The 19,962-nt window shown below is 66.3% G+C and carries 18 protein-coding genes; 13 read left to right on the top strand and 5 right to left on the bottom strand.

Annotated elements, in window-relative coordinates; genetic code table 11:
* Positions 1 to 264 precede the first annotated feature (264 nt).
* The 8 genes from ACAW63_RS18145 to lipA all read left to right on the top strand — a co-directional run bounded on the left by ACAW63_RS18145 (position 265) and on the right by lipA (position 11,379).
* Positions 265 to 1,179 carry a LysR family transcriptional regulator gene (locus ACAW63_RS18145; RefSeq protein WP_331320160.1) on the top strand — a complete coding sequence of 305 codons (915 nt, stop codon included), beginning with the start codon at positions 265 to 267 and terminating at the stop codon, positions 1,177 to 1,179.
* A 36-nt stretch (positions 1,180 to 1,215) separates the two neighbouring features.
* Positions 1,216 to 2,733, top strand: coding sequence for a sigma-54-dependent transcriptional regulator (locus ACAW63_RS18140; protein WP_331320161.1), 1,518 nt, complete (start codon positions 1,216 to 1,218; stop codon positions 2,731 to 2,733).
* Between the two features lie 328 nt (positions 2,734 to 3,061).
* Positions 3,062 to 3,433: a glycine cleavage system protein GcvH gene (gene gcvH, locus ACAW63_RS18135; RefSeq protein ID WP_331320162.1), complete on the top strand. Its 372-nt coding sequence runs from the start codon at positions 3,062 to 3,064 to the stop codon at positions 3,431 to 3,433.
* A gap of 10 nt (positions 3,434 to 3,443) precedes the next feature.
* On the top strand, positions 3,444 to 6,317 hold the full coding sequence (gene gcvP / locus ACAW63_RS18130) for an aminomethyl-transferring glycine dehydrogenase (RefSeq protein ID WP_371227430.1): 2,874 nt from the start codon (positions 3,444 to 3,446) through the stop codon (positions 6,315 to 6,317).
* A gap of 62 nt (positions 6,318 to 6,379) precedes the next feature.
* A complete protein-coding gene (gene glyA, locus ACAW63_RS18125) occupies positions 6,380 to 7,633 on the top strand; it encodes a serine hydroxymethyltransferase (RefSeq protein WP_371227428.1) in 1,254 nt (417 codons plus the stop codon).
* 178 nt (positions 7,634 to 7,811) lie between these two features.
* Positions 7,812 to 9,188, top strand: a complete 1,377-nt coding sequence (locus ACAW63_RS18120; protein ID WP_371227426.1) for an L-serine ammonia-lyase — start codon at positions 7,812 to 7,814, stop codon at positions 9,186 to 9,188.
* A gap of 51 nt (positions 9,189 to 9,239) precedes the next feature.
* A complete protein-coding gene (gene gcvT / locus ACAW63_RS18115; RefSeq protein WP_371227424.1) occupies positions 9,240 to 10,361 on the top strand; it encodes a glycine cleavage system aminomethyltransferase GcvT in 1,122 nt (373 codons plus the stop codon).
* Positions 10,362 to 10,413: 52 nt separating this feature from the next.
* A complete protein-coding gene (gene lipA / locus ACAW63_RS18110) occupies positions 10,414 to 11,379 on the top strand; it encodes a lipoyl synthase (RefSeq protein ID WP_371227422.1) in 966 nt (321 codons plus the stop codon).
* Positions 11,380 to 11,531: 152 nt separating this feature from the next.
* On the opposite strand, the gene ACAW63_RS18105 is transcribed toward lipA, so the two are convergent.
* Positions 11,532 to 12,461: a malate dehydrogenase gene (locus ACAW63_RS18105; protein WP_371227420.1), complete on the bottom strand. Its 930-nt coding sequence runs from the start codon at positions 12,459 to 12,461 to the stop codon at positions 11,532 to 11,534.
* Positions 12,462 to 13,155: 694 nt separating this feature from the next.
* Here ACAW63_RS18105 and ACAW63_RS18100 point away from each other — a divergent pair.
* From ACAW63_RS18100 to ACAW63_RS18080, 5 genes are read left to right on the top strand one after another with little or no spacing between them, the layout of a single operon-like run.
* Positions 13,156 to 13,662, top strand: a complete 507-nt coding sequence (locus ACAW63_RS18100) for a chalcone isomerase family protein (protein WP_371227418.1) — start codon at positions 13,156 to 13,158, stop codon at positions 13,660 to 13,662.
* Positions 13,659 to 14,213: a DUF3833 domain-containing protein gene (locus ACAW63_RS18095; RefSeq protein WP_371227416.1), complete on the top strand. Its 555-nt coding sequence runs from the start codon at positions 13,659 to 13,661 to the stop codon at positions 14,211 to 14,213. Before ACAW63_RS18100 ends, ACAW63_RS18095 begins: the two co-directional genes overlap by 4 nt.
* Positions 14,210 to 14,515 (top strand): DUF6482 family protein, encoded by a 306-nt coding sequence (locus ACAW63_RS18090; RefSeq protein ID WP_371227415.1) that lies wholly within the window; start codon positions 14,210 to 14,212, stop codon positions 14,513 to 14,515. The genes ACAW63_RS18095 and ACAW63_RS18090 overlap by 4 nt, the downstream gene beginning before the upstream one ends.
* A complete protein-coding gene (locus ACAW63_RS18085) occupies positions 14,512 to 16,053 on the top strand; it encodes a cryptochrome/photolyase family protein (RefSeq protein WP_371227413.1) in 1,542 nt (513 codons plus the stop codon). The genes ACAW63_RS18090 and ACAW63_RS18085 overlap by 4 nt, the downstream gene beginning before the upstream one ends.
* Positions 16,050 to 16,205 (top strand): DUF2256 domain-containing protein, encoded by a 156-nt coding sequence (locus tag ACAW63_RS18080; RefSeq protein ID WP_371227411.1) that lies wholly within the window; start codon positions 16,050 to 16,052, stop codon positions 16,203 to 16,205. Before ACAW63_RS18085 ends, ACAW63_RS18080 begins: the two co-directional genes overlap by 4 nt.
* On the opposite strand, the gene ACAW63_RS18075 is transcribed toward ACAW63_RS18080, so the two are convergent.
* From ACAW63_RS18075 to ACAW63_RS18060, 4 genes are read right to left on the bottom strand one after another with little or no spacing between them, the layout of a single operon-like run.
* Positions 16,170 to 16,661 carry a DUF2878 domain-containing protein gene (locus tag ACAW63_RS18075; RefSeq protein WP_371227409.1) on the bottom strand — a complete coding sequence of 164 codons (492 nt, stop codon included), beginning with the start codon at positions 16,659 to 16,661 and terminating at the stop codon, positions 16,170 to 16,172. The genes ACAW63_RS18080 and ACAW63_RS18075 overlap by 36 nt on opposite strands.
* Positions 16,661 to 17,929, bottom strand: coding sequence for a class I SAM-dependent methyltransferase (locus ACAW63_RS18070; protein WP_371227407.1), 1,269 nt, complete (start codon positions 17,927 to 17,929; stop codon positions 16,661 to 16,663). The genes ACAW63_RS18075 and ACAW63_RS18070 overlap by 1 nt, the downstream gene beginning before the upstream one ends.
* The gene (locus ACAW63_RS18065; protein ID WP_371227405.1) at positions 17,901 to 18,716 is read right to left on the bottom strand and encodes a DUF1365 domain-containing protein; all 816 of its coding nucleotides are present in this window, start codon (positions 18,714 to 18,716) and stop codon (positions 17,901 to 17,903) included. Before ACAW63_RS18065 ends, ACAW63_RS18070 begins: the two co-directional genes overlap by 29 nt.
* The gene (locus tag ACAW63_RS18060; RefSeq protein WP_371227403.1) at positions 18,713 to 19,960 is read right to left on the bottom strand and encodes an NAD(P)/FAD-dependent oxidoreductase; all 1,248 of its coding nucleotides are present in this window, start codon (positions 19,958 to 19,960) and stop codon (positions 18,713 to 18,715) included. Before ACAW63_RS18060 ends, ACAW63_RS18065 begins: the two co-directional genes overlap by 4 nt.
* Positions 19,961 to 19,962 lie beyond the last annotated feature (2 nt).

The following is a 19,962-nucleotide window of genomic DNA, read 5'->3' as shown; positions in this document are numbered from 1 at the left end:
GATACTCACATCGGCTATCCCGAAGTATTCGCAACACCCCTTCCCTATTCCCCGCGCCCGTGCGCGCCCCTCTACGGCGGTGCTTTCGGCCTGTCTTTACGCTCACCGAAGCCAGCACCGGGCGCGTGTTACAGCAATATTCCGGCGATACGGCAGCGGCGCCTGGCGTTGCGCCGCGCCGGGGCGCCGGTTTACCTTGGCAAAAACAATTCGATCCAGGGCTCATATCAGCTTCTGCGATGTGAAACCGGACAGGAGGCCTGCGTGATCCAGTTGCACGACGTCGACCTGAAACTCCTCAGGGTGTTCGCCACCATCGTCCGCTGCGGCGGCTTTTCCGCCGCCCAGGCCGCGCTCAACGCAGGCCAGTCGACCATCAGCGAGCAGATGACACACCTGGAGACGCGCCTGGGGGTCAAGCTCTGCCAGCGCGGACGCAGCGGCTTCCGCCTCACCGAACAGGGCGTCGCCATCCACGAGGCCACCCAGCGCCTGCTGTCCGCCGTGGAGGGCTTCTGCATGGACGCCGACGTGCTCAAGCAGCACATCAGCGGCAAGCTCAACCTCGGCATCATCGACTCCACCCTGACCGACCCCGACTCGCCGCTGCCGCGCACCACCCAGCGCTTCGTCTCGCGCGGCCACGATGCCCACCTGAACGTCTACATCGGCGCCCCGGCGGAACTGGAGGAGCGCGTGCTGGACGGCCGACTGCACCTGGCCATCGGGCACTTTCCGCTGCGCGTGCCGGGGCTCTCCTACCTGCCGCTGTACCAGGAAGCCCTGGGCCTGTACTGCGGCCGCCGCCACCCGCTGTTCGCCAGCCAGGAGAAGAACGGCCGCCTGCTGGAGGAGGTCCGCGCCAGCCGTATCGTCGCGCGCGGCTACATGCAGCAGTACGATCTGGAACAGCTGGGCGTGAGCAAGGCGGCGGCCACGGTGGAGAACATCGAGGCGGCGGCGATCCTGATCATTTCCGGTGCCTACATCGGCTTTCTTCCGGCACACTTCGCCGAACAGTGGGTGAAGACCGGCGAGATGCGCCGCCTGGGCGCCAGCGCGCTGAACCTGATGTCGCCGTTCGACGCCATCACCCGCCGGGGCGTGGCGCCACCGCCGATCCTGCGCGCCTTCCTCGAAGACCTGGCGGCCTCCTCGCGCCAGAGCGGCCACGCCTGACCCCACACCCGATTCAGTTTTTTCGCAGGCCCCTAAATGCGCATCCACGTCAGCTTCATCGACCGCGTCGGCATCACCCAGGAAGTCCTGGCCCTGCTGGTCGGCCGCAACCTCAACCTCGACGCCGTCGAGATGGTGCCGCCAAACGTCTACATCGACGCCCCGGCGCTCAGCTTCACGGTACTCGACGAATTGCGCGGCGCGCTGCTGCAGGTGCGCGGGGTGGAAGCGGTGACCGTGGTCGACATCCTCCCCGGACAGCGCCGCAGCCTGCAGCTGGACGCGCTGCTGGAAGCGATGAGCGACCCGGTGCTGGCGGTCGACACGGAAGGCCGCGTGCTGCTGGCCAACCCGGCGCTGCTGCAATTCTGCGAGCAGCCGCCGGAGGGCCGCCTGCTGTCAGAGCTGTTCGACGACCCGGCGCTGGCCGCCACCCTGGTTGAACAGGGCTTCCGCCTGCCGCTGGGCGAAGTCACCCTGCGCGGCCAGGCGCTGCTGCTCGACGCCGTGCCGATCCACGAGAACGACAACCTCACCGGCGCCCTGCTCACCCTCTATCCGCCGAACCGCATCGGCGGCCGCCTGGCCGCGCTGCACCACGACCACGCCGAAGGCTTCGATGCGCTGATCGGCGACTCGCAGCCGGTGCGCGCCCTCAAGGCCCGCGCCATGCGCGTGGCCGCACTGGACGCACCGCTGCTGATCCACGGCGAAACCGGCACCGGCAAGGAACTGGTCGCCCGTGCCTGCCACGCCGCCAGCGCGCGCAGCGCCCAGCCGTTCCTCGCGCTGAACTGCGCTGCATTGCCGGAAAGCCTGGCCGAGAGCGAGCTGTTCGGCTACGCCCCCGGCTCCTTCACCGGCGCCCAGCGCGGCGGCAAGCCCGGCCTGCTGGAACTGGCCCACCAGGGCACGGTGTTCCTCGACGAGATCGGCGAGATGTCCCCCTACCTGCAGGCCAAGCTGCTGCGCTTCCTCAGCGACGGCTGCTTCCGCCGTATCGGCGGCGACCGCGAGGTGAAGGTCGACGTGCGCATCCTCAGCGCCACCCACCGCGACCTGGAGAAGATGGTCGGCGAAGGCAGCTTCCGCGAGGACCTGTTCTACCGCCTCAACGTGCTCAACCTGGAAGTGCCGCCGCTGCGCGAGCGCGGCCAGGACATTCTTCAGTTGGCGCGGCACTTCATGCAGCAGGCCTGCACGCAGATCCAGCGCCCGCCGTGCCGGCTGGCCGCCAGTGCCTTCCCCGCACTGCTCGGCAACCGCTGGCCGGGCAACGTGCGCCAGTTGCAGAACGTGATCTTCCGCGCCGCCGCCGTGTGCGAGGGCACGCTGGTGGAGATCCACGACCTGGACATCGCTACCGCCGTGGCGCCCCTGGCCAGTGGCGAGATCGGCAGCCTGGAGGAAGCCGTCGAAGGCTTCGAGAAGGACCTGCTCAGCCGCCTCTACGGCAGCTACCCCTCCACCCGGCAACTGGCCGCGCGCCTGAGCACCTCCCACAGTGCCATCGCCACCCGCCTGCGCAAGTACGGCATTCCCGGCAAGGCCTGAGCCCGCGCCAAGCGCTCAAGGACGGGCCTTGAGCGCAATCGTATTGTTTTAAATACATCGTATCGTTTTCCATACAAAAGCATCCCCACCACGCCCGGCGCGGCTTGTCTGCCGGGCGTTGGAGGCAGATCACGACAAGTCGTATCGAATTCAATACAGAAACATCATCCAGATCACCCTCAATAACGACTAACTTATTGATTTATAAATAGAAGATAAAACTGGCATCCGCCTTGCTCTTTCCTCCTCGACACCGCTCGTTACCCGACACGAGCCCATCCCAAAGGCCGCCCGAAGAAGCGGCGAGTCTGACCCCCGAGGAGTTCCCATGAGCCAAGTGCGCTTTACCGTCGAACACGAATGGCTGCGTCTGGATGCCGATGGCCTGATCACTGTCGGCATCACCCACCATGCCCAGGAAGCCCTCGGCGACGTGGTCTTCGTGCAACTGCCCGAGCCGGGCACCTACAGCGCCGGCCACGAAGTGTCGACCGTGGAATCGGTGAAAGCGGCGAGCAACATCCTCATGCCGCTGGACGGCGAAGTGGTGGAAGTGAACACCACCCTCGAAGGCACCCCGGAGCTGGTCAACGAAGACGCGCAGAACGGCGGCTGGTTCTTCCGCATGCGCCCCAGCGACGCCGGCCAGTTCGCCGCGCTGCTCGACGAAGCCGCCTACCAGCAACTGATCAGCGCCTGAGGAATACACCATGGCCAGCCATGACAATGCCCTGGGCACCCAGGACGAATTCGTCGCCCGCCACATCGGCCCGCGCGACAGCGATGTCCGCGCCATGCTCGAACTGCTCGGCTACGCCGACCTCGACGCGCTGACCGCCAGCGTCATCCCCGACAGCATCAAGGGCACCTCCGTGCTCGACCTGCCGGCCGGCCAGAGCGAGGCCGAAGCCCTCGCCGCGATCAAGGCGATCGCCAGCAAGAACCAGCTGTTCAAGACCCACATCGGCCAGGGCTACTCCCCCTGCCACACCCCGGCGCCGATCCTGCGCAACCTGCTGGAAAACTCGGCCTGGTACACCGCCTACACCCCCTACCAGCCGGAAATCTCCCAGGGCCGCCTGGAAGCGCTGCTGAACTTCCAGACCCTGGTCAGCGACCTGACCGGCATGCAGATCGCCAACGCCTCGCTGCTCGACGAAGCCACCGCCGCCGCCGAGGCCATGACCTTCTGCAAGCGCCTGTCGAAGAACAAGGCCGCCCAGGCCTTCTTCGCCTCCGTGCACTGCCACCCGCAGACCCTCGACGTGCTCCGCACCCGCGCCGAGCCGCTGGGCATCGAGGTGGTGGTCGGCGACGAACAGGCGCTCACCGACTTCAGCCCCTATTTCGGCGCCCTGCTGCAGTACCCGGCGAGCCACGGCGACGTGCTCGACTGCCGCGCGCCCATCAACGGCTTCCATGCCACCGGCGCCCTGGTGGCGGTGGCCGCCGACCTGTTGGCCCTGACCCTGCTCACCCCGCCGGGCGAATTCGGCGCCGACGTGGTCCTGGGCAGCGCCCAGCGCTTCGGCGTGCCGCTGGGCTTCGGCGGCCCGCACGCGGCCTACTTCGCCACCCGCGATGCCTTCAAGCGCGACATGCCCGGCCGCCTGGTCGGCGTTTCCATCGACCGCTTCGGCAACCGTGCGTTGCGCCTGGCCATGCAGACCCGCGAGCAGCACATCCGCCGCGAGAAGGCCACCAGCAACATCTGCACCGCGCAGGTGCTGCTGGCCAACATAGCCAGCATGTACGCCGTCTACCACGGCCCGAAGGGGCTCAAGCACATCGCCCAGCGCATCCACCAGCTGACCGCCACCCTGGCCCTGGGCCTGGCCAAGCTGGGCGTCAGCGTGGAGCAGGAACACTTCTTCGACAGCCTGACCTTGAACCTCGGCCAGGCCGATCAGATCACCGCACTGCATGAGCGGGCGAAGGCCGCGCGGATCAACCTGCGCCGGATCGACGCCTTGCGCGTCGGCATCGCCCTCGACGAAACCACCACCCAGGCGGATGTCGAACAGCTCTGGGCGCTGCTGGCCGGCAGCCAGCCGCTGCCCGACTTCGCCAGCCTCGCAGCTTCGGCCGCCAGCCGCCTGCCGGCCGCGCTGCTGCGCCAGTCGGCCTTCCTCGCCCACCCGGTGTTCAACCGCTATCACTCGGAAACCGAGCTGATGCGCTACCTGCGCAAGCTGGCGGACAAGGACCTGGCGCTGGACCGCAGCATGATCCCGCTGGGCTCCTGCACCATGAAGCTGAACGCCGCCAGCGAGATGATCCCGATCACCTGGGCGGAATTCGGCAACCTGCACCCCTTCGCGCCGGCCGAACAGGCCGAGGGCTACCACGCCCTGACCCAGGAACTGCAGGCCATGCTCTGCGCCGCCACCGGCTACGACGCCGTGTCGCTGCAGCCTAACGCCGGCTCCCAGGGCGAATACGCCGGCCTCCTGGCGATCCGCGCCTACCACGCCAGCCGTGGCGAAGCGCACCGCGATGTCTGCCTGATCCCCTCCTCCGCCCACGGTACCAATCCGGCCACCGCACAGATGGCCGGCATGCGCGTGGTGGTCACCGGCTGCGACGCCAAGGGCAACGTCGACATCGACGACCTGCGCTTCAAGGCCGAGGAATACCGCGACCGCCTGGCGGCGCTGATGATCACCTACCCGTCCACCCACGGCGTGTTCGAGGAAGGCATTCGCGAAATCTGCGCCATCGTCCACGACAACGGCGGCCAGGTGTACATCGACGGCGCCAACATGAACGCCATGGTCGGCCTCTGCGCGCCGGGCAAGTTCGGCGGCGACGTCTCCCACCTGAACCTGCACAAGACCTTCTGCATCCCCCATGGTGGCGGCGGTCCCGGCGTCGGCCCGATCGGCGTGAAATCTCACCTGGCGCCCTTCCTGCCAGGCCACGGCGAGCAGCTGGAACGCAAGGTCGGCGCGGTGAGCGCAGCGCCCTTTGGCAGCGCCAGCATCCTGCCGATCACCTGGATGTACATCCGCATGATGGGTGGCGCCGGCCTGCGCCGGGCCTCGCAGTTGGCGATCCTCAACGCCAACTACGTGGCCCGCCGCCTGGAGGAGCACTACCCGATCCTCTACAGCGGCGGCAACGGCCTGGTGGCCCACGAATGCATCCTCGACCTGCGCCCGCTCAAGGACAGCAGCGGCATCAGCGTCGACGACGTGGCCAAGCGCCTGATCGACTACGGCTTCCACGCCCCGACCATGTCCTTCCCGGTGGCCGGCACCCTGATGGTGGAGCCCACCGAGAGCGAGTCGAAGGAAGAACTGGACCGCTTCTGCGACGCCATGATCCGCATCCGCGAGGAAATCCGCGCGGTGGAAAGCGGCGAGCTGGACGCCAGCGACAACCCGCTGAAGAACGCCCCGCACACCGCGGCGGAACTGGTCGGCGAATGGACACACCCCTACAGCCGCGAGCTGGCGGTGTTCCCGGTCCAGAGCCTGGTCGACGGCAAGTACTGGCCGCCGGTAGGCCGCGTCGACAACGTCCATGGCGACCGCAACCTGATCTGCGCCTGCCCGTCCCTGGAAAGCTACCAGGAAGCCTGAAGCCGCACGGCGCGCCCGGCGGTGGCCGGGCGCGCCTCACCCGACATTCGTGAGGTAACCCCATGTTCAGCAAGCACGACCAGATCCAGGGCTATGACGACGAACTGCTCGCGGCGATGGACGCCGAGGAGGCTCGCCAGGAGGACCACCTCGAGCTGATCGCCTCGGAGAACTACACCAGCAAGCGCGTCATGCAGGCCCAGGGCAGCGGGCTGACCAACAAGTACGCCGAAGGCTACCCGGGCAAGCGCTACTACGGTGGCTGCGAGCACGTCGACAAGGTCGAGCAGCTGGCCATCGACCGCGCCAAGCAGCTGTTCGGCGCCGACTACGCCAACGTCCAGCCGCACTCCGGCTCCTCGGCCAACGCCGCTGTTTATCTCGCCCTGCTCAACGCCGGCGACACCATCCTGGGCATGAGCCTGGCCCACGGCGGCCACCTGACCCACGGCGCCAAGGTCTCCTCCTCCGGCAAGCTGTACAACGCCGTGCAGTACGGCCTGGACACCGCCACCGGCCTGATCGACTACGACGAAGTCGAGCGCCTGGCCGTGGAGCACAAGCCGAAGATGATCGTCGCCGGCTTCTCCGCCTACTCCAAGACCCTCGACTTCCCGCGCTTCCGCGCCATCGCCGACAAGGTCGGGGCGCTGCTGTTCGTCGACATGGCCCACGTCGCCGGCCTGGTCGCCGCTGGGCTGTACCCGAACCCGCTGCCCTACGCCGACGTGGTCACCACCACCACCCACAAGACCCTGCGCGGTCCGCGCGGCGGCCTGATCCTGGCGCGCAGCAACGAAGAGATCGAGAAGAAGCTCAACTCCGCTGTCTTCCCCGGCGCCCAGGGCGGTCCGCTGATGCACGTGATCGCCGCCAAGGCGGTGTGCTTCAAGGAAGCGCTGGAGCCCGGCTTCAAGGACTACCAGGCCCAGGTGATCAAGAACGCCCAGGCCATGGCCTCGGTGTTCATCGACCGCGGCTACGACGTGGTCTCCGGCGGCACCGACAACCACCTGATGCTGATCAGCCTGGTGAAGCAGGGCCTGACCGGCAAGGAAGCGGACGCCGCCCTCGGCCGCGTCGGCATCACGGTGAACAAGAACGCCGTGCCGAACGACCCGCAGAGCCCGTTCGTCACCTCCGGCATCCGCATCGGCACCCCGGCAGTGACCACTCGTGGATTGAAGGAAGAGCAATGCCGCGAACTGGCTGGCTGGATCAGCGACGTGCTGGACCATCTGGGCGACGCCGACGTCGAGGCCAAGATAGCCGGCCAGGTCGCCGGTCTGTGCGCCGACTATCCGGTTTATCGCTGAGATTCCCGCGCCCCTTCTCTTCGTAGGAGCGAGCTCGTGACCCACAGGGATGTGGGGAATGCCGTTATCCGTAGGGAAAGGATTCGGCCTCGCGAACGGCCTCGCAGCGGGGCTGGTTCGCGAGCAAGCTCGCTCCTACAGGAAAAGCGCAGCGATCCGAGACTTCTGGAGCCTCCCCATGTCACTCAGCGTCTTCGACCTGTTCAAGATCGGTATCGGCCCCTCCAGCTCGCACACGGTGGGGCCGATGCGCGCCGCCGCGCGCTTCGTCGACGGCCTGCGCCGCGACGGCCTGCTGGACGCCACCCACAGCCTGCGCGTTGAGCTATACGGCTCGCTGGGCGCCACCGGCAAGGGCCACGGCAGCGACAAGGCGGTGCTGCTCGGCCTGGAGGGCGAGCAGCCCGACAGCGTCGACACCGAAAGCGTCGAGCCGCGCCTGCAGGAAATCCGCCGCAGCGGCCAGTTGCGCCTGGGCGGCGAACGCCTGATCGGCTTCGTCGAGAAGGAGCACCTGGCGCTGATCCGCCGGCCACTGCCCTACCATCCCAACGGCATGATCTTCCGCGCCTTCGACCAGGCCGGCCTGCAAGTGCGCAGCCGCGAGTACTACTCGGTGGGCGGCGGCTTCGTGGTCGACGAGGCAGCGGCCGGCCACGACCGCATCGTCGCCGACCGCACGCCGCTGCGCTACCCCTTCCGCACCGCCGGCGAGCTGCTGGACCAGTGCATCAGCCACGGCCTGTCGATCAGCGACCTGATGCGCGAGAACGAACTGGCCTGGCGTACTGCCGGGGAAACCAGCGCGGGCCTTGCGCGTATCTGGCAGGTGATGCAGGACTGCGTGCGCACCGGCTGCCGCAAGGAGGGCATCATGCCCGGCGGGCTCAAGGTGCGGCGCCGCGCTGCCGGCCTCTACCGCCAGCTCAGCGAGCGCCCCGAGGCCAGCCTGCGCGATAGCCTGAGCGTGCTCGACTGGGTCAACCTCTACGCCCTGGCGGTGAACGAGGAGAACGCCACCGGCGGGCGCGTGGTGACCGCGCCCACCAATGGCGCGGCCGGCATCGTCCCTGCGGTGCTGCACTACTACAGCCGCTTCGTGCCCGGTGCCAGCGACGACGGCGTCGAGCGCTTCCTGCTCTGCGCCGCCGCCATCGGCATCCTCTACAAGGAGAACGCCTCCATCTCCGGCGCCGAGGTCGGCTGCCAGGGCGAGGTCGGCGTGGCCTGCTCGATGGCCGCCGGCGCGCTCTGCGAAGTCCTCGGCGGCACCCCGCAGCAGGTGGAGAACGCCGCCGAGATCGGCATGGAACACAACCTCGGCCTGACCTGCGACCCGGTCGGCGGCCTGGTCCAGGTGCCCTGCATCGAACGCAACGCCATGGGCGCGGTGAAGGCCATCAACGCGGCGCGCATGGCGCTGCGCGGCGACGGCCAGCACTTCATCTCGCTCGACAAGGTGATCCGCACCATGCGCCAGACCGGCGCCGACATGAAGAGCAAATACAAGGAAACCGCGCGCGGCGGCCTAGCGGTCAACATCATCGAATGCTGACCCGGCCGCGCGCCCACTGACAGTCCGTACGATTTGGAACCGGAGCCCGACATGACCACCGAAACCCTCGCACACACCCCGCTGCACGCCCTGCACCTGGAACTCGGCGCCCGCATGGTGCCCTTCGCCGGCTACTCCATGCCGGTGCAATACCCCCTCGGCGTGCTCAAGGAGCACCTGCACACCCGCGAGCAGGCCGGCCTGTTCGACGTCTCGCACATGGGCCAGATCATCCTGCGTGGCGAAGACGCCGCGCGGGCGCTGGAGAGCCTGGTGCCGGTCGATATCGTCGGCCTGCCCGTCGGCCTGCAACGCTACGCGCTGTTCACCGATGCCGAAGGCGGCATCCTCGACGACCTGATGGTGGCCAATGCCGGCGACCACCTGTTCCTGGTGGTCAACGCCGCCTGCAAGCAGCAGGACCTGGCGCACCTGCGCAAGCACCTGGGCGAGCGTTGCGAAATCCAGCCGCTGTTCGAAGAGCGCGCCCTCCTCGCCCTGCAAGGCCCGGCGGCGGTCAGCGTGCTCGCCCGCCTGGCCCCGCAGGTGGCGCAGATGACCTTCATGCAGTTCACCCGCCTGCCGCTGCTGGGAGCGGACTGCTACGTCAGCCGTTCCGGCTACACCGGCGAGGACGGTTTCGAGATCTCGGTGCCGGTCGAGCACGCCGAAGCCCTGGCCCGCGCCCTGCTGGCCGAGCAGGAAGTCCAGCCGATCGGCCTGGGCGCGCGCGACTCGCTGCGCCTGGAAGCCGGCCTGTGCCTCTACGGCCACGACATGAACACCCAGACCACGCCAATCGAAGCCTCGCTCGGCTGGGCGATCTCCAAGGACCGCCGCGCCGGCGGCGCACGTGCCGGCGGCTTCCCCGGCGCCGAGCGGGTGCTGGCGCAACAAGCCGAAGGCGCTGCTCGCAAGCGCGTCGGCCTGCTGGCCCAGGAACGCATGCCGGTACGCGAAGGCGCGGAGCTGGTGGACGCCGACGGCCAGGTGATCGGCCAGGTGTGCAGCGGCGGCTTCGGCCCGAGCCTGGGCGCGCCGGTCGCCCTGGGCTACCTGCCCAGCGAGTTCAGCACCGTGGACACCGAGGTGTGGGCCGTTGTGCGTGGCAAGCGCGTGCCGATGCGGGTAGCGCGCACTCCGTTCGTACCGCAGCGTTACTACCGCGGTTGATCCCCACCGCGTTCCGGGGCCCGCCCCGGAACGCCCGTTGCCAGGAAGCCCCATGAGCACATCAGCACAACCGCAGAAGGTGGAAGTCGGCGTGAAGCTGCGCGGCGCGGAAAAGGTCGCGCGCATTCCGGTGAAGATCATCCCCACCGAGGAACTGCCGAAGAAGCCCGACTGGATTCGCGTGCGCATCCCCGCCTCGCCCGAGGTCGACCGCATCAAGCAACTGCTGCGCAAGCACAAGCTGCACAGCGTCTGCGAGGAAGCCTCCTGCCCGAACCTGGGCGAATGCTTCTCCGGCGGCACCGCGACCTTCATGATCATGGGCGACATCTGCACCCGCCGTTGCCCGTTCTGCGACGTCGGCCACGGCCGGCCGAAGCCGCTGGACGTGGACGAGCCGAAGAACCTCGCCATCGCCATCGCCGACCTGCGCCTGAAGTACGTGGTGATCACCTCGGTGGACCGCGACGACCTGCGTGACGGTGGCGCCCAGCACTTCGCCGACTGCCTGCGCGAGATCCGCCAGCTGTCCCCCGGCATCCAGCTGGAAACCCTGGTCCCGGACTACCGCGGGCGCATGGACATCGCCCTGGAAATCACCGCCCAGGAGCCGCCGGATGTGTTCAACCACAACCTGGAAACCGTTCCGCGCCTGTACAAGTCCTCGCGTCCGGGTTCGGACTTCGAGTGGTCGCTGGACCTGCTGCAGAAGTTCAAGCAGAGGGTGCCGCACGTACCGACCAAGTCCGGCCTGATGCTCGGCCTGGGCGAAACCGACGAGGAAGTCATCGAAGTCATGCAGCGTATGCGCGAGCACGACATCGACATGCTCACCCTCGGCCAGTACCTGCAGCCCTCGCGCAACCACCTGCCGGTGCAGCGCTTCGTCCACCCGGACACCTTCGCCTGGTTCGCCGAGGAAGGCGCGAAGATGGGCTTCAAGAACGTCGCCTCCGGCCCGCTGGTGCGCTCGTCCTACCATGCCGACCAGCAGGCACACGGAACCAGGATCGGCTGATAGCTCGGGCAGGGGCGTCCGCATACAGATCAGCACAGGGATCGAAAGTTGTCGCTGACCTCGGCTCGCCCTTGGCAGGGCGAGCCCAGTCCACTGTCGGCAGCGACAGGCCGGAAGCGGTAGAGAAATTCAATCTGTCCGCTTTTCCGCCTTCACAAGGCTTTCATTTCTGCAATATCACGCACCACCTGATCGGCAGACTGGTCGAACATCGCCTGCTCCTGCGCATCCAGGGGCAACTCGATCACCCGCACCAGTCCCTTCCCTGCCAGCACACAAGGGACACCCATGGCAATATCGGTTCGCCCGTACTCACCCTCGAGAATCGCGACCGTCGGCAAAATGCTGTTTCGCCCATTGGCAATGGCATCCACCATCTGCGCAATGGCCACACCCGGCGCATCGCAGGCGCTCCCCGACTTCTTCAATCCCAGAATCTCGCCGCCCCCCTTGCGTGTGCGCTCCACAATCCGCTCGATCTGCTCACCGGACAGGAAGTGAGACAGCGGCACCGAACCGACTGCGCAATAGCGCATGAGCGGCACCATGCTATCGCCATGTCCGCCCAGCACCAGCGCCGTGATATCCCGAGCGGAAAACCCCGTTTCCTCGGCGATGAAACACTTCATCCGCGCCGTATCCAGCACCCCTGCCTGCCCGAACACCCTGTCGCGTCCCAGCTCACTGAGACTCCAGGCCCGATAGGTCAGCACGTCGACCGGGTTCGACACCACCAACACCGTCGCCGTCGGAGCATGGCGGTTGATGTCCAGCATGATGCCGTCGAGAATCGGCAGATTGATGCTCAATACATCCTGGCGCGACTGGCCAGGCTTGCGGGGCACACCCGCCGTAATCACCACCAGCTCGGAGCCCTGCAGCAATTCGGCATCGGCCCCACCGTAAACCCGGGTATCGGAACCCGACTCGACTGCCGCCTGCCAGACATCGAGCGCCTTGCCTTTTGCCAAGTCACCCTGCACATCGATCAGCGTCAACTCACGACAGAACTCTTCCCGGGCGATGATCTGAGCCGCCGCCTCGCCCACCATCCCGGCACCCACAATTGATAGCTTGTTCACCTGACACCTCCGCGCGGCGCGCGCCACCATCAGTACGCCCGCCTGTACAGAGAAGTATTGCCCGCCAGAACTAAAAGGCCACCCGAAGGTGGCCGAAGGCGAGCGCCAGTGTGGGGCCATGGTTAGAGCTCAGCCCTGTTAATCCATCTCCAGAGCATCATCGACCTCGGTCCCAGACCGAAGGGGCCAGATATATTTTTCCTGCTTTAAAGGTCTGAGCTATGTCAAGCGGCGCGCCTATGCGGCAAGCAGCCAGCGGACTATGCCACCCAGGTGATCGAGCTCTATCGTGCGCCGGCGCTCACCGCCCATTGATCGCATTGCCTGACGTCTGTTTAGGGGCGGTAGCAGCCTCTCAACAGCGCCGGGGATCTTCCAGAAATGACCACCTCGGATCGAACTAGATAAGCAGGCGTTGTCAGGGCACGACTGATACCACTCAAGAAAAACACCCAGGTGCAATTTCGTACCCGGACGCCGGTTCGCCTCAGATGAAGCGATCCAGGTGAGTCTCGCAGCCGAATACCACCTACTGCCAGGCTCCACCACGCAGAAGGAATCACTGGCCTGCGAAACATGATCGCCTCATCGTAAAAACTGTACATTTATAAATTTATGTACAACTATTGCGTAAACAGACGATGAGCGAGTTCCGATGCACCTGTCATCTCTTCCTCGTGCCATTGGCCTGAGCATGTCGCTGTGCTGCGGCTGCTGGAGCGCGCCTGGATGCGCGGATTGGCAGAAGGACCTGCCGCACGCCGAGCAGATCGGCCAAGGCCAGTTCACCTGGTTCGGCGTTCCGGTCTACCACGCGAGCCTCTGGAGTGCCGCCAGGCCGGCTGGATGGGAACACCCCTTCGCGCTGGAACTGGTCTATCGGCGAGACCTGTCGCGGGACACGCTGGTGCAAAGCAGCGTCGATGAAATGCGCCGTCTGGGTACCAGCGACGAGGACCTGCTGACACGCTGGGCCGGCGAGATGCGCAAGGCCTTCGTCGATGTGCGCGCCGGACAAAGGATCACCGGTGTCTACCAGCCGGGCCAAGGCTGCAGCTTCTACGTCGATGGAGCGTTTCGGCACGCAGTGGCTGATAGCGCATTCGCCCGGGCGTTCTTTTCGATCTGGCTGGACCGGCGTACGCGCAATCCCGAACTGCGCCGGGAGTTGCTGGGCCTGAACGGAGTGGATGAACCATGAACCTGAACTTTCGCTTGCTCCTGCTTTCGTGCGCCCTCCTGCTGGGCAGTTGCGGCAACGTCGGGGTCGAGAGATATGCCGCGCAGCGTCCCGTGCTGGACCTGCCGGCATTCTTCTCCGGCCCGGTGCAGGCCTGGGGTATTTTCCAGAAGCCCTCCGGCGAAGTGGTCAAGCGTTTCAAGGTGGATATCACCAGCCGCCGCGAGGGCGAGCGGCTGATCCTCGACGAGCGCTTCCTGTATAGCGATGGCACCCGCCAGCAGCGGGTCTGGACCTTGATGCCGGAGGGACACGGACGCTGGCGTGGGCGCGCCGCCGATGTCGTCGGCGAGGCGTCCGGGGAAATCGCCGGCAATGCCCTGCGCTGGCGCTATCGCCTGAACCTGGAGGTGGATGGCCGGACCTGGGAAGTGAGCTTCGACGACTGGATGTACCTCATGGACGAAGACACCCTGATCAATCGCTCGCGCATGAGCAAGCTGGGCTTCGAGCTTGGCCAGGTGACGCTGTTCTTCCGCCGCCAGGCTGGCGCACCGGGGAGCATCGGATGACGTTGCAGGAACTCCATGAGGCCGCGGCGGCCGGTCGGGTCGAAGGCCTCGACGTCGTCTCCCTGGAAGGTGGCTTTTACATCGTCCAGGTGCGCCAGGCCAACGGCCTGGAACGACTCTGCGACGAAAGCGGACAGGTACAGCACCTGCGCTCCACCACCCAGGTCCGCACCTTGCTGGCCGAGCTTGGACCGCTACCCTGTGAACTGATCCAGCACTGCGTCCACGACGAGATGGGCGCCGCCCGTGAAACGAGCGTGCAGCCCCTGCGCATCCCGATCTCCCTGGGGCCATCGTCGTGACGCACAAGACACGGCGGCTGGGGCTGCTACTGGGCGACCAGCTCAGCTTCGATCTGTCGCTGTTCGATGCACTGGATCCGGCCGAGGACGCGATACTCATGGCGGAGGTGAATGAAGAGGCGCGCTACGTGCCCCATCACCCGCAGAAGATCGTGCTCATCTTCAGCGCCATGCGCCACTTCGCCCAGGCGTTGCGGGAACGCGGCTGGCGAGTGATCTACACCAGGCTGGACGATGCCGACAACAGCGGCAGCATTGCCGGCGAAGTGCTTCGCTGGCATGCCACTCTGGGTGAACCGGCCGTGCATTTCACCGAATGCGGCGAGTGGCGGCTGGAGCAGGCGCTGCGCCAGTGCGGGATACCGCTGGCCTGGCACGAAGATCGCCGTTTTCTCTGCTCCCGAGCCGAGTTCGTCCACTGGGCGGGTGATCGCCAGACGCTGCGCATGGAACACTTCTACCGTGAGATGCGCCGGCGCACCGGCCTGCTGATGGAGCCCGACGGCCAACCCGTGGGCGGGCACTGGAACCTTGACGCCGACAACCGCAAGCCCCTGCCCCGAGGCATGGCAGGGCCGTTCGCAGCCAGCTTCGGCCAGGACGCCATCACCCGCGAAGTGATGACGCTGGTGGCCGAACACTTCAGCAACCATTACGGTCGCCTCGAGCGCTTCGACTATCCGGTGACTCACGAGCAAGCCCGGGAACTCTGGCGGCACTTCCTGGCGTTCGCCCTGCCGGCGTTCGGCGACTATCAGGACGCCATGGCCGAGGGCGAGCCCTATCTCTTCCATGCACGCATCAGCGCTGCGCTGAACATCGGCCTGCTCGACGTTCGCCAACTGGCGGCGGACGTCGAAGAAGCCTATCGCCAAGGGCAAGCCCCGCTCAACGCGGCAGAGGGATTCATCCGCCAACTGATCGGCTGGCGCGAATACGTCCGCGGCATCTACTGGATGCGCATGCCGGATTACGCGGCGCTCAACGGTTTCGGCAATCGCCGGCCGTTGCCCGAGTTCTACTGGACCGGCCAAACGGACATGCGCTGCATGGCCCAGGCGATCGGCCAAACCCTGGAGCTGGGTTACGCGCACCACATCCAGCGGCTGATGGTCACCGGCAATTTCGCCCTGCTGGCTGGCATAGCGCCGGCGGCCATCTGCGACTGGTACCTGGCGGTCTACCTGGACGCCTTCGACTGGGTCGAATTACCGAACACGCTTGGCATGGTGATGCACGCCGACGGGGGCTACCTCGGATCGAAACCCTACTGCGCGAGCGGCCGCTACATCCAGCGGATGTCCGATCACTGTGGCGCCTGTCGCTACCGGGTGGACAAAGCCACGGAAGACGACGCATGCCCGTTCAATGCGCTCTACTGGCATTTCCTCATGCGGCATCGCGACCAGCTCGGCCGAAACCCTCGCCTGGCCATGCCCTACCGTAACCTGCAGCGCATGGGCGATGAGCGCTGCCTCGCCCTCTGGAAACGCGGCGAGGCGTTGCTGGGACGCCTGGACGCGGGGTTGCCGCTATGAAGAAAGCCCACCTGCCGGAAAAGACCTGCGTGATCTGCGGCCGCCCCTTCATCTGGCGGCGACGCTGGGCAAGATGCTGGAATGACGTTCGCTATTGCTCCGAGCGCTGTCGGCGCTCACCAGCGAAGCGCAAGCTTCAGCATCAGGGGTAGCCAGACGGCCCAGACCAGCGCCAATACCACGGCCGTGGCGCCGTTGCCCCAGGGCAGGCCGACGCCGGTCAGCGATGCTCCACCCCAGTAGGCCAGTGGCCCACCCGCCGCGCCCAACAGTCCACCCCGCCACATCGGGCTAGCGGCCCAGGCGAGACAGTGCCGCAGGCCGCTGGCGAACACCAGCCAGAGCAACGCCAGCCACACCGGCAGGATTTCGCCGTGAAAATCGAACAGGCCGAGCACACCCAACAGCCCATCCAGCACACAACCGGCCACGCCAACCGTGAGGATTGCCAGGCGCTCCCCTGCCCTTTGCCGACACAGCCAGAGATGCGCAATCAGCCCAGCCGCCACTGCTACAAGCAAGGCGACATGTTGCGCGCCCAGCACGCACCCCCACCACCCCAGCTGTAGCCACACGGCATTGCCAATCAGCCAGCCACGGCGGTACATCAGGCTTCCAGGTGATCCACCAGGGCCGCCTTGCGCGCCCCCGGCCCCGCCCAGAGCAGGTGCGCCACACCGATGGCGCGCTCTTCGAAGCCGCCCTGGCAGTAGCACAGGTAGAACTCCCACAGGCGCTGAAACTGCTCGTCATAACCCAGCTCCAGCAGCTCGGCACGCGCCTGGCGCAGGTTCTCGCGCCAATGCCGCAGTGTGCGGGCATAGTCGGTGGCGAAGTCTTCGAGCTGCACGAGGTTGAGCCCCGTGTGGTGGGTGGCGGTCTGCAACAGTACGGTGATCGATGGCAGCGCGCCGCCGGGGAAGATGTAGCGCTGGATGAAGTCTACCGAGCGGCAGGCCTGCTCGTAGCGCTGGTCACGAATGGTGATGGCCTGCAGCAGCATCAGTCCGTCGTCCTTGAGCAGCGCCGCACAGCAACGGAAGTACTCGGGCAGGTAGCGATGGCCGACAGCCTCGATCATCTCGATGGAGACCAGCTTGTCGAAGCGACCGCGCAGGTCGCGATAGTCCTCCAGCAGCAACGTGACACGCCCTTCCAGTCCGCACTCACGGATGCGGCGCTCGGCACAGGCGTACTGTTCGCGGGAGAGCGTCGTCGTCGTCACACGGCAGCCATAATGCGTCGCGGCGTACAGCGCCAGGCTGCCCCAACCGGTACCTATTTCCAGCAGATGGTCCTCCGGCCGCAGTTCCAGCTTGCGGCAGATGACATCGAGCTTCTGCAGTTGTGCCTGTTCGAGGCTCTGCTCGGGGCTGGAGAAGATCGCCGAGGAGTACATCAAAGTGGGATCGAGCAGGCGCTCGAACAGGTCATTGCCCAGGTCGTAATGGGCCATGATGTTGCGCTGAGAACCGCGCCGGCTGTTTCGATTCAGCCAGTGCAGCAGCTTGAGCGCCGGGCGCCCCAGCCTGGCCAGCCCGCCCTCCAGAGCATCGAGCGCGTCCAGGTTGGCAACGAACAGGCGGGTTACCGCCGCCAGGTCCGGGCTGCTCCAGTAGCCCTGGATGTAGGCCTCGCCCGCGCCGATCGAACCGTTGCAGGCGACCAAGCCCCATACCGCCTCGTCCCGCACCTCGATCACAGCGCGCAACGGACTGAGCCGGTCACCGAAAACCATCACGCTTTCCCCCTCACGCACCTGCAACCAGCCCTGGCGCAACAGGCGCAGCCGCCCCACGACGGCCTGGCGCAACAGGCTTCCCGCCAGCGGGGCCGCAGTCCCGGTCTTACTGGCGCTCAGGGTGGGTTCGGTCATGGTCGGACTCCTTCTGTGCGATGTGCCCGACACTCAGGCGACCGTCGCTTGCCTGGTGGTCATGCACGGGAATGCGTTTGAGCAGCAGGCGCAAGGCCTGCCAGTAGATGGCGGTGACGGTGCGCAGGCTCATCCAGGGGAACGCCAGCAGATGACGGCGCAGCGCAGCGGCATCCAGCGTCTGGCGTTGCAGGTCGAGGCTGGCCTGGAACATCAATCGCTCCTCATGCCAGTTCTCCATCTGCACGTGCACGCGCGACTCCTCGATCAGGAAGCGCATGCGGTATTGCATGTGCCGGGGCAGGAAGGGGGATACGTGAAACGCCTTCGCCACCGCGAACTCCCGCGATGCGCCAGGCGTAACCGGAAACACATAGTGAAAGCGTTCCCGCCAGGGCGTGTTGCGCACCTCGCAAAGAATGGCGGCCAGACGGCCATCGGCGTCATGACAGAAATAGAAGCTGACCGGGTTGAACCACAGCCCCCAACTGCGCAGTTGGGTCAGCAACTCGATTCGCCCCGTGGGCGCTTCGCCCAGTGCCTCGCGCAACAGACAACGTACCGCCTCCGCCAGCGGCAGCCCCTGGCTCGTCCATGCCGGCAGATAATCGCGCTCACCCCAGCTCAGCGGCGCGAACCGGTTAGCCCGCAGCAACGGCGAGAGCTGCAGTAACTGCGGCTGTTCTGCAAGGTCCAGGAGGATCATGCCGACCGGATAGCGAAAGGCGTGCAGCCGCGGCAGCACCCGCCGGTGGCTGACCCAACCACGGCACAGGCTGCTGTTCACAGCTGCTCTCCGAAGTGATCGGCCACTTCCAGTGCACTGACCACGCCGTCTTCGTGGAAACCGTTGCCCCAGTAGGCACCGCAGAAGTAGCTGTGGTGACGCCCCTGCAACTCGGCGCGGCGCGCCTGTGCCGCCACGCCCGCCAGGCTGAACTGGGGATGCGCATAGTCGAAGCGCGCCAGCACCTGGGTCGGATCGATCTGCTCGCTCTGGTTGAGGCTGACACAGAAGGTCACCGGCGCCTCGATGCCTTGCAGAATGTTCATGTCGTAGGTCAGCGCGGCCGGCGCCTGCGTCAGCCCGCCGAGCCGGTAGTTCCAGCTCGCCCAGGCAAGACGTCGCCTGGGCAGCAGACGCGTGTCGGTATGCAGGACGACCTCGTTGCTGGCGTATGTCAGCGCACCGAGCACATCGCGCTCTTGCGGCGTAGGGGAGTCCAGCAGGCCCAGGGCCTGGTCGCTGTGGCAGGCGAACACCACCTTGTCGAAACGTTCGCAGCCGGCGGCACTGAGAATCTCCACGCCCTGCCCGTCCCGCTTGACCCGCTGCACCGGGCAAGACAGCCGAATGCTCTGGCGAAAGCTCGCGCTCAAGGGGGCTACGTAACTCCGTGACCCACCTTCCACCACCCGCCACTGAGGCCGCTCGCTGACGGAAAGCAAACCGTGATTGGCGAAGAAGCGCACGAAGAACTGCAGCGGGAAATCCAGCATGCGCTCCGGCGACATCGACCAGATGGCGGCGCCCATGGGCACGATGTAATGATCGATGAAGCGGGCGCCGTAGCCACCGGCGCGCAGATAGTCGCCCAGTGTCAAGGATGCCGGAATGCGTTGCTTGGCCAGATCCTCGAGGGTCGTGCGATTGAATCGCAGAATGTCCCGCAGCATTCCCCAGAAGCCCGGAGACAACAGATTGCGCCGCTGGGCGAACAGCGTGTTCAGGTCATGGCCGTTGTACTCCAGCCCGCTGGCCGGATCGTGCACTGAGAAGCTCATCTGCGTGGGCCGCGAGGCAACGCCCAGGTGTTCCATCAGCTGGATGAAACGCGGATAGGTCCAGTCGTTGTAGACAATGAAACCGGTATCCACGGCGTAGCGCCGCCCCTGCCAATCGACGTCGACGGTGTGGGTATGCCCGCCGATCCAGTCAGCGGCCTCGAAGACGGTCAGCTCGTGCCGACGAGCCAGCAGGTAGGCGCAGGTCAGCCCGGAGATGCCGCTGCCAATGATCGCGACGCGCATGG

Origin of the sequence: Pseudomonas sp. QE6, assembly GCF_041379005.1 — a bacterium.
Classification (GTDB): Bacteria; Pseudomonadota; Gammaproteobacteria; order Pseudomonadales; family Pseudomonadaceae; genus Pseudomonas.
Note: the sequence above shows the minus strand (reverse complement) of the source record. Positions and strands in the feature narration are given on the sequence as shown.

Excerpts from the sequence above, each read along its gene's own strand:
- ACAW63_RS18140 (WP_331320161.1), top strand. The coding sequence starts at position 1,216 with ATGCGCATCCACGTCAGCTTCATCGACCGCGTCGGCATCACCCAGGAA.
- gcvH (WP_331320162.1), top strand. The coding sequence starts at position 3,062 with ATGAGCCAAGTGCGCTTTACCGTCGAACACGAATGGCTGCGTCTGGAT.
- gcvP (WP_371227430.1), top strand. The coding sequence starts at position 3,444 with ATGGCCAGCCATGACAATGCCCTGGGCACCCAGGACGAATTCGTCGCC.
- glyA (WP_371227428.1), top strand. The coding sequence starts at position 6,380 with ATGTTCAGCAAGCACGACCAGATCCAGGGCTATGACGACGAACTGCTC.
- ACAW63_RS18120 (WP_371227426.1), top strand. The coding sequence starts at position 7,812 with ATGTCACTCAGCGTCTTCGACCTGTTCAAGATCGGTATCGGCCCCTCC.
- gcvT (WP_371227424.1), top strand. The coding sequence starts at position 9,240 with ATGACCACCGAAACCCTCGCACACACCCCGCTGCACGCCCTGCACCTG.
- lipA (WP_371227422.1), top strand. The coding sequence starts at position 10,414 with ATGAGCACATCAGCACAACCGCAGAAGGTGGAAGTCGGCGTGAAGCTG.
- ACAW63_RS18100 (WP_371227418.1), top strand. The coding sequence starts at position 13,156 with ATGTCGCTGTGCTGCGGCTGCTGGAGCGCGCCTGGATGCGCGGATTGG.
- ACAW63_RS18095 (WP_371227416.1), top strand. The coding sequence starts at position 13,659 with ATGAACCTGAACTTTCGCTTGCTCCTGCTTTCGTGCGCCCTCCTGCTG.
- ACAW63_RS18090 (WP_371227415.1), top strand. The coding sequence starts at position 14,210 with ATGACGTTGCAGGAACTCCATGAGGCCGCGGCGGCCGGTCGGGTCGAA.
- ACAW63_RS18080 (WP_371227411.1), top strand. The coding sequence starts at position 16,050 with ATGAAGAAAGCCCACCTGCCGGAAAAGACCTGCGTGATCTGCGGCCGC.
- ACAW63_RS18075 (WP_371227409.1), bottom strand. The coding sequence starts at position 16,661 with ATGTACCGCCGTGGCTGGCTGATTGGCAATGCCGTGTGGCTACAGCTG.
- ACAW63_RS18070 (WP_371227407.1), bottom strand. The coding sequence starts at position 17,929 with ATGACCGAACCCACCCTGAGCGCCAGTAAGACCGGGACTGCGGCCCCG.
- ACAW63_RS18060 (WP_371227403.1), bottom strand. The coding sequence starts at position 19,960 with ATGCGCGTCGCGATCATTGGCAGCGGCATCTCCGGGCTGACCTGCGCC.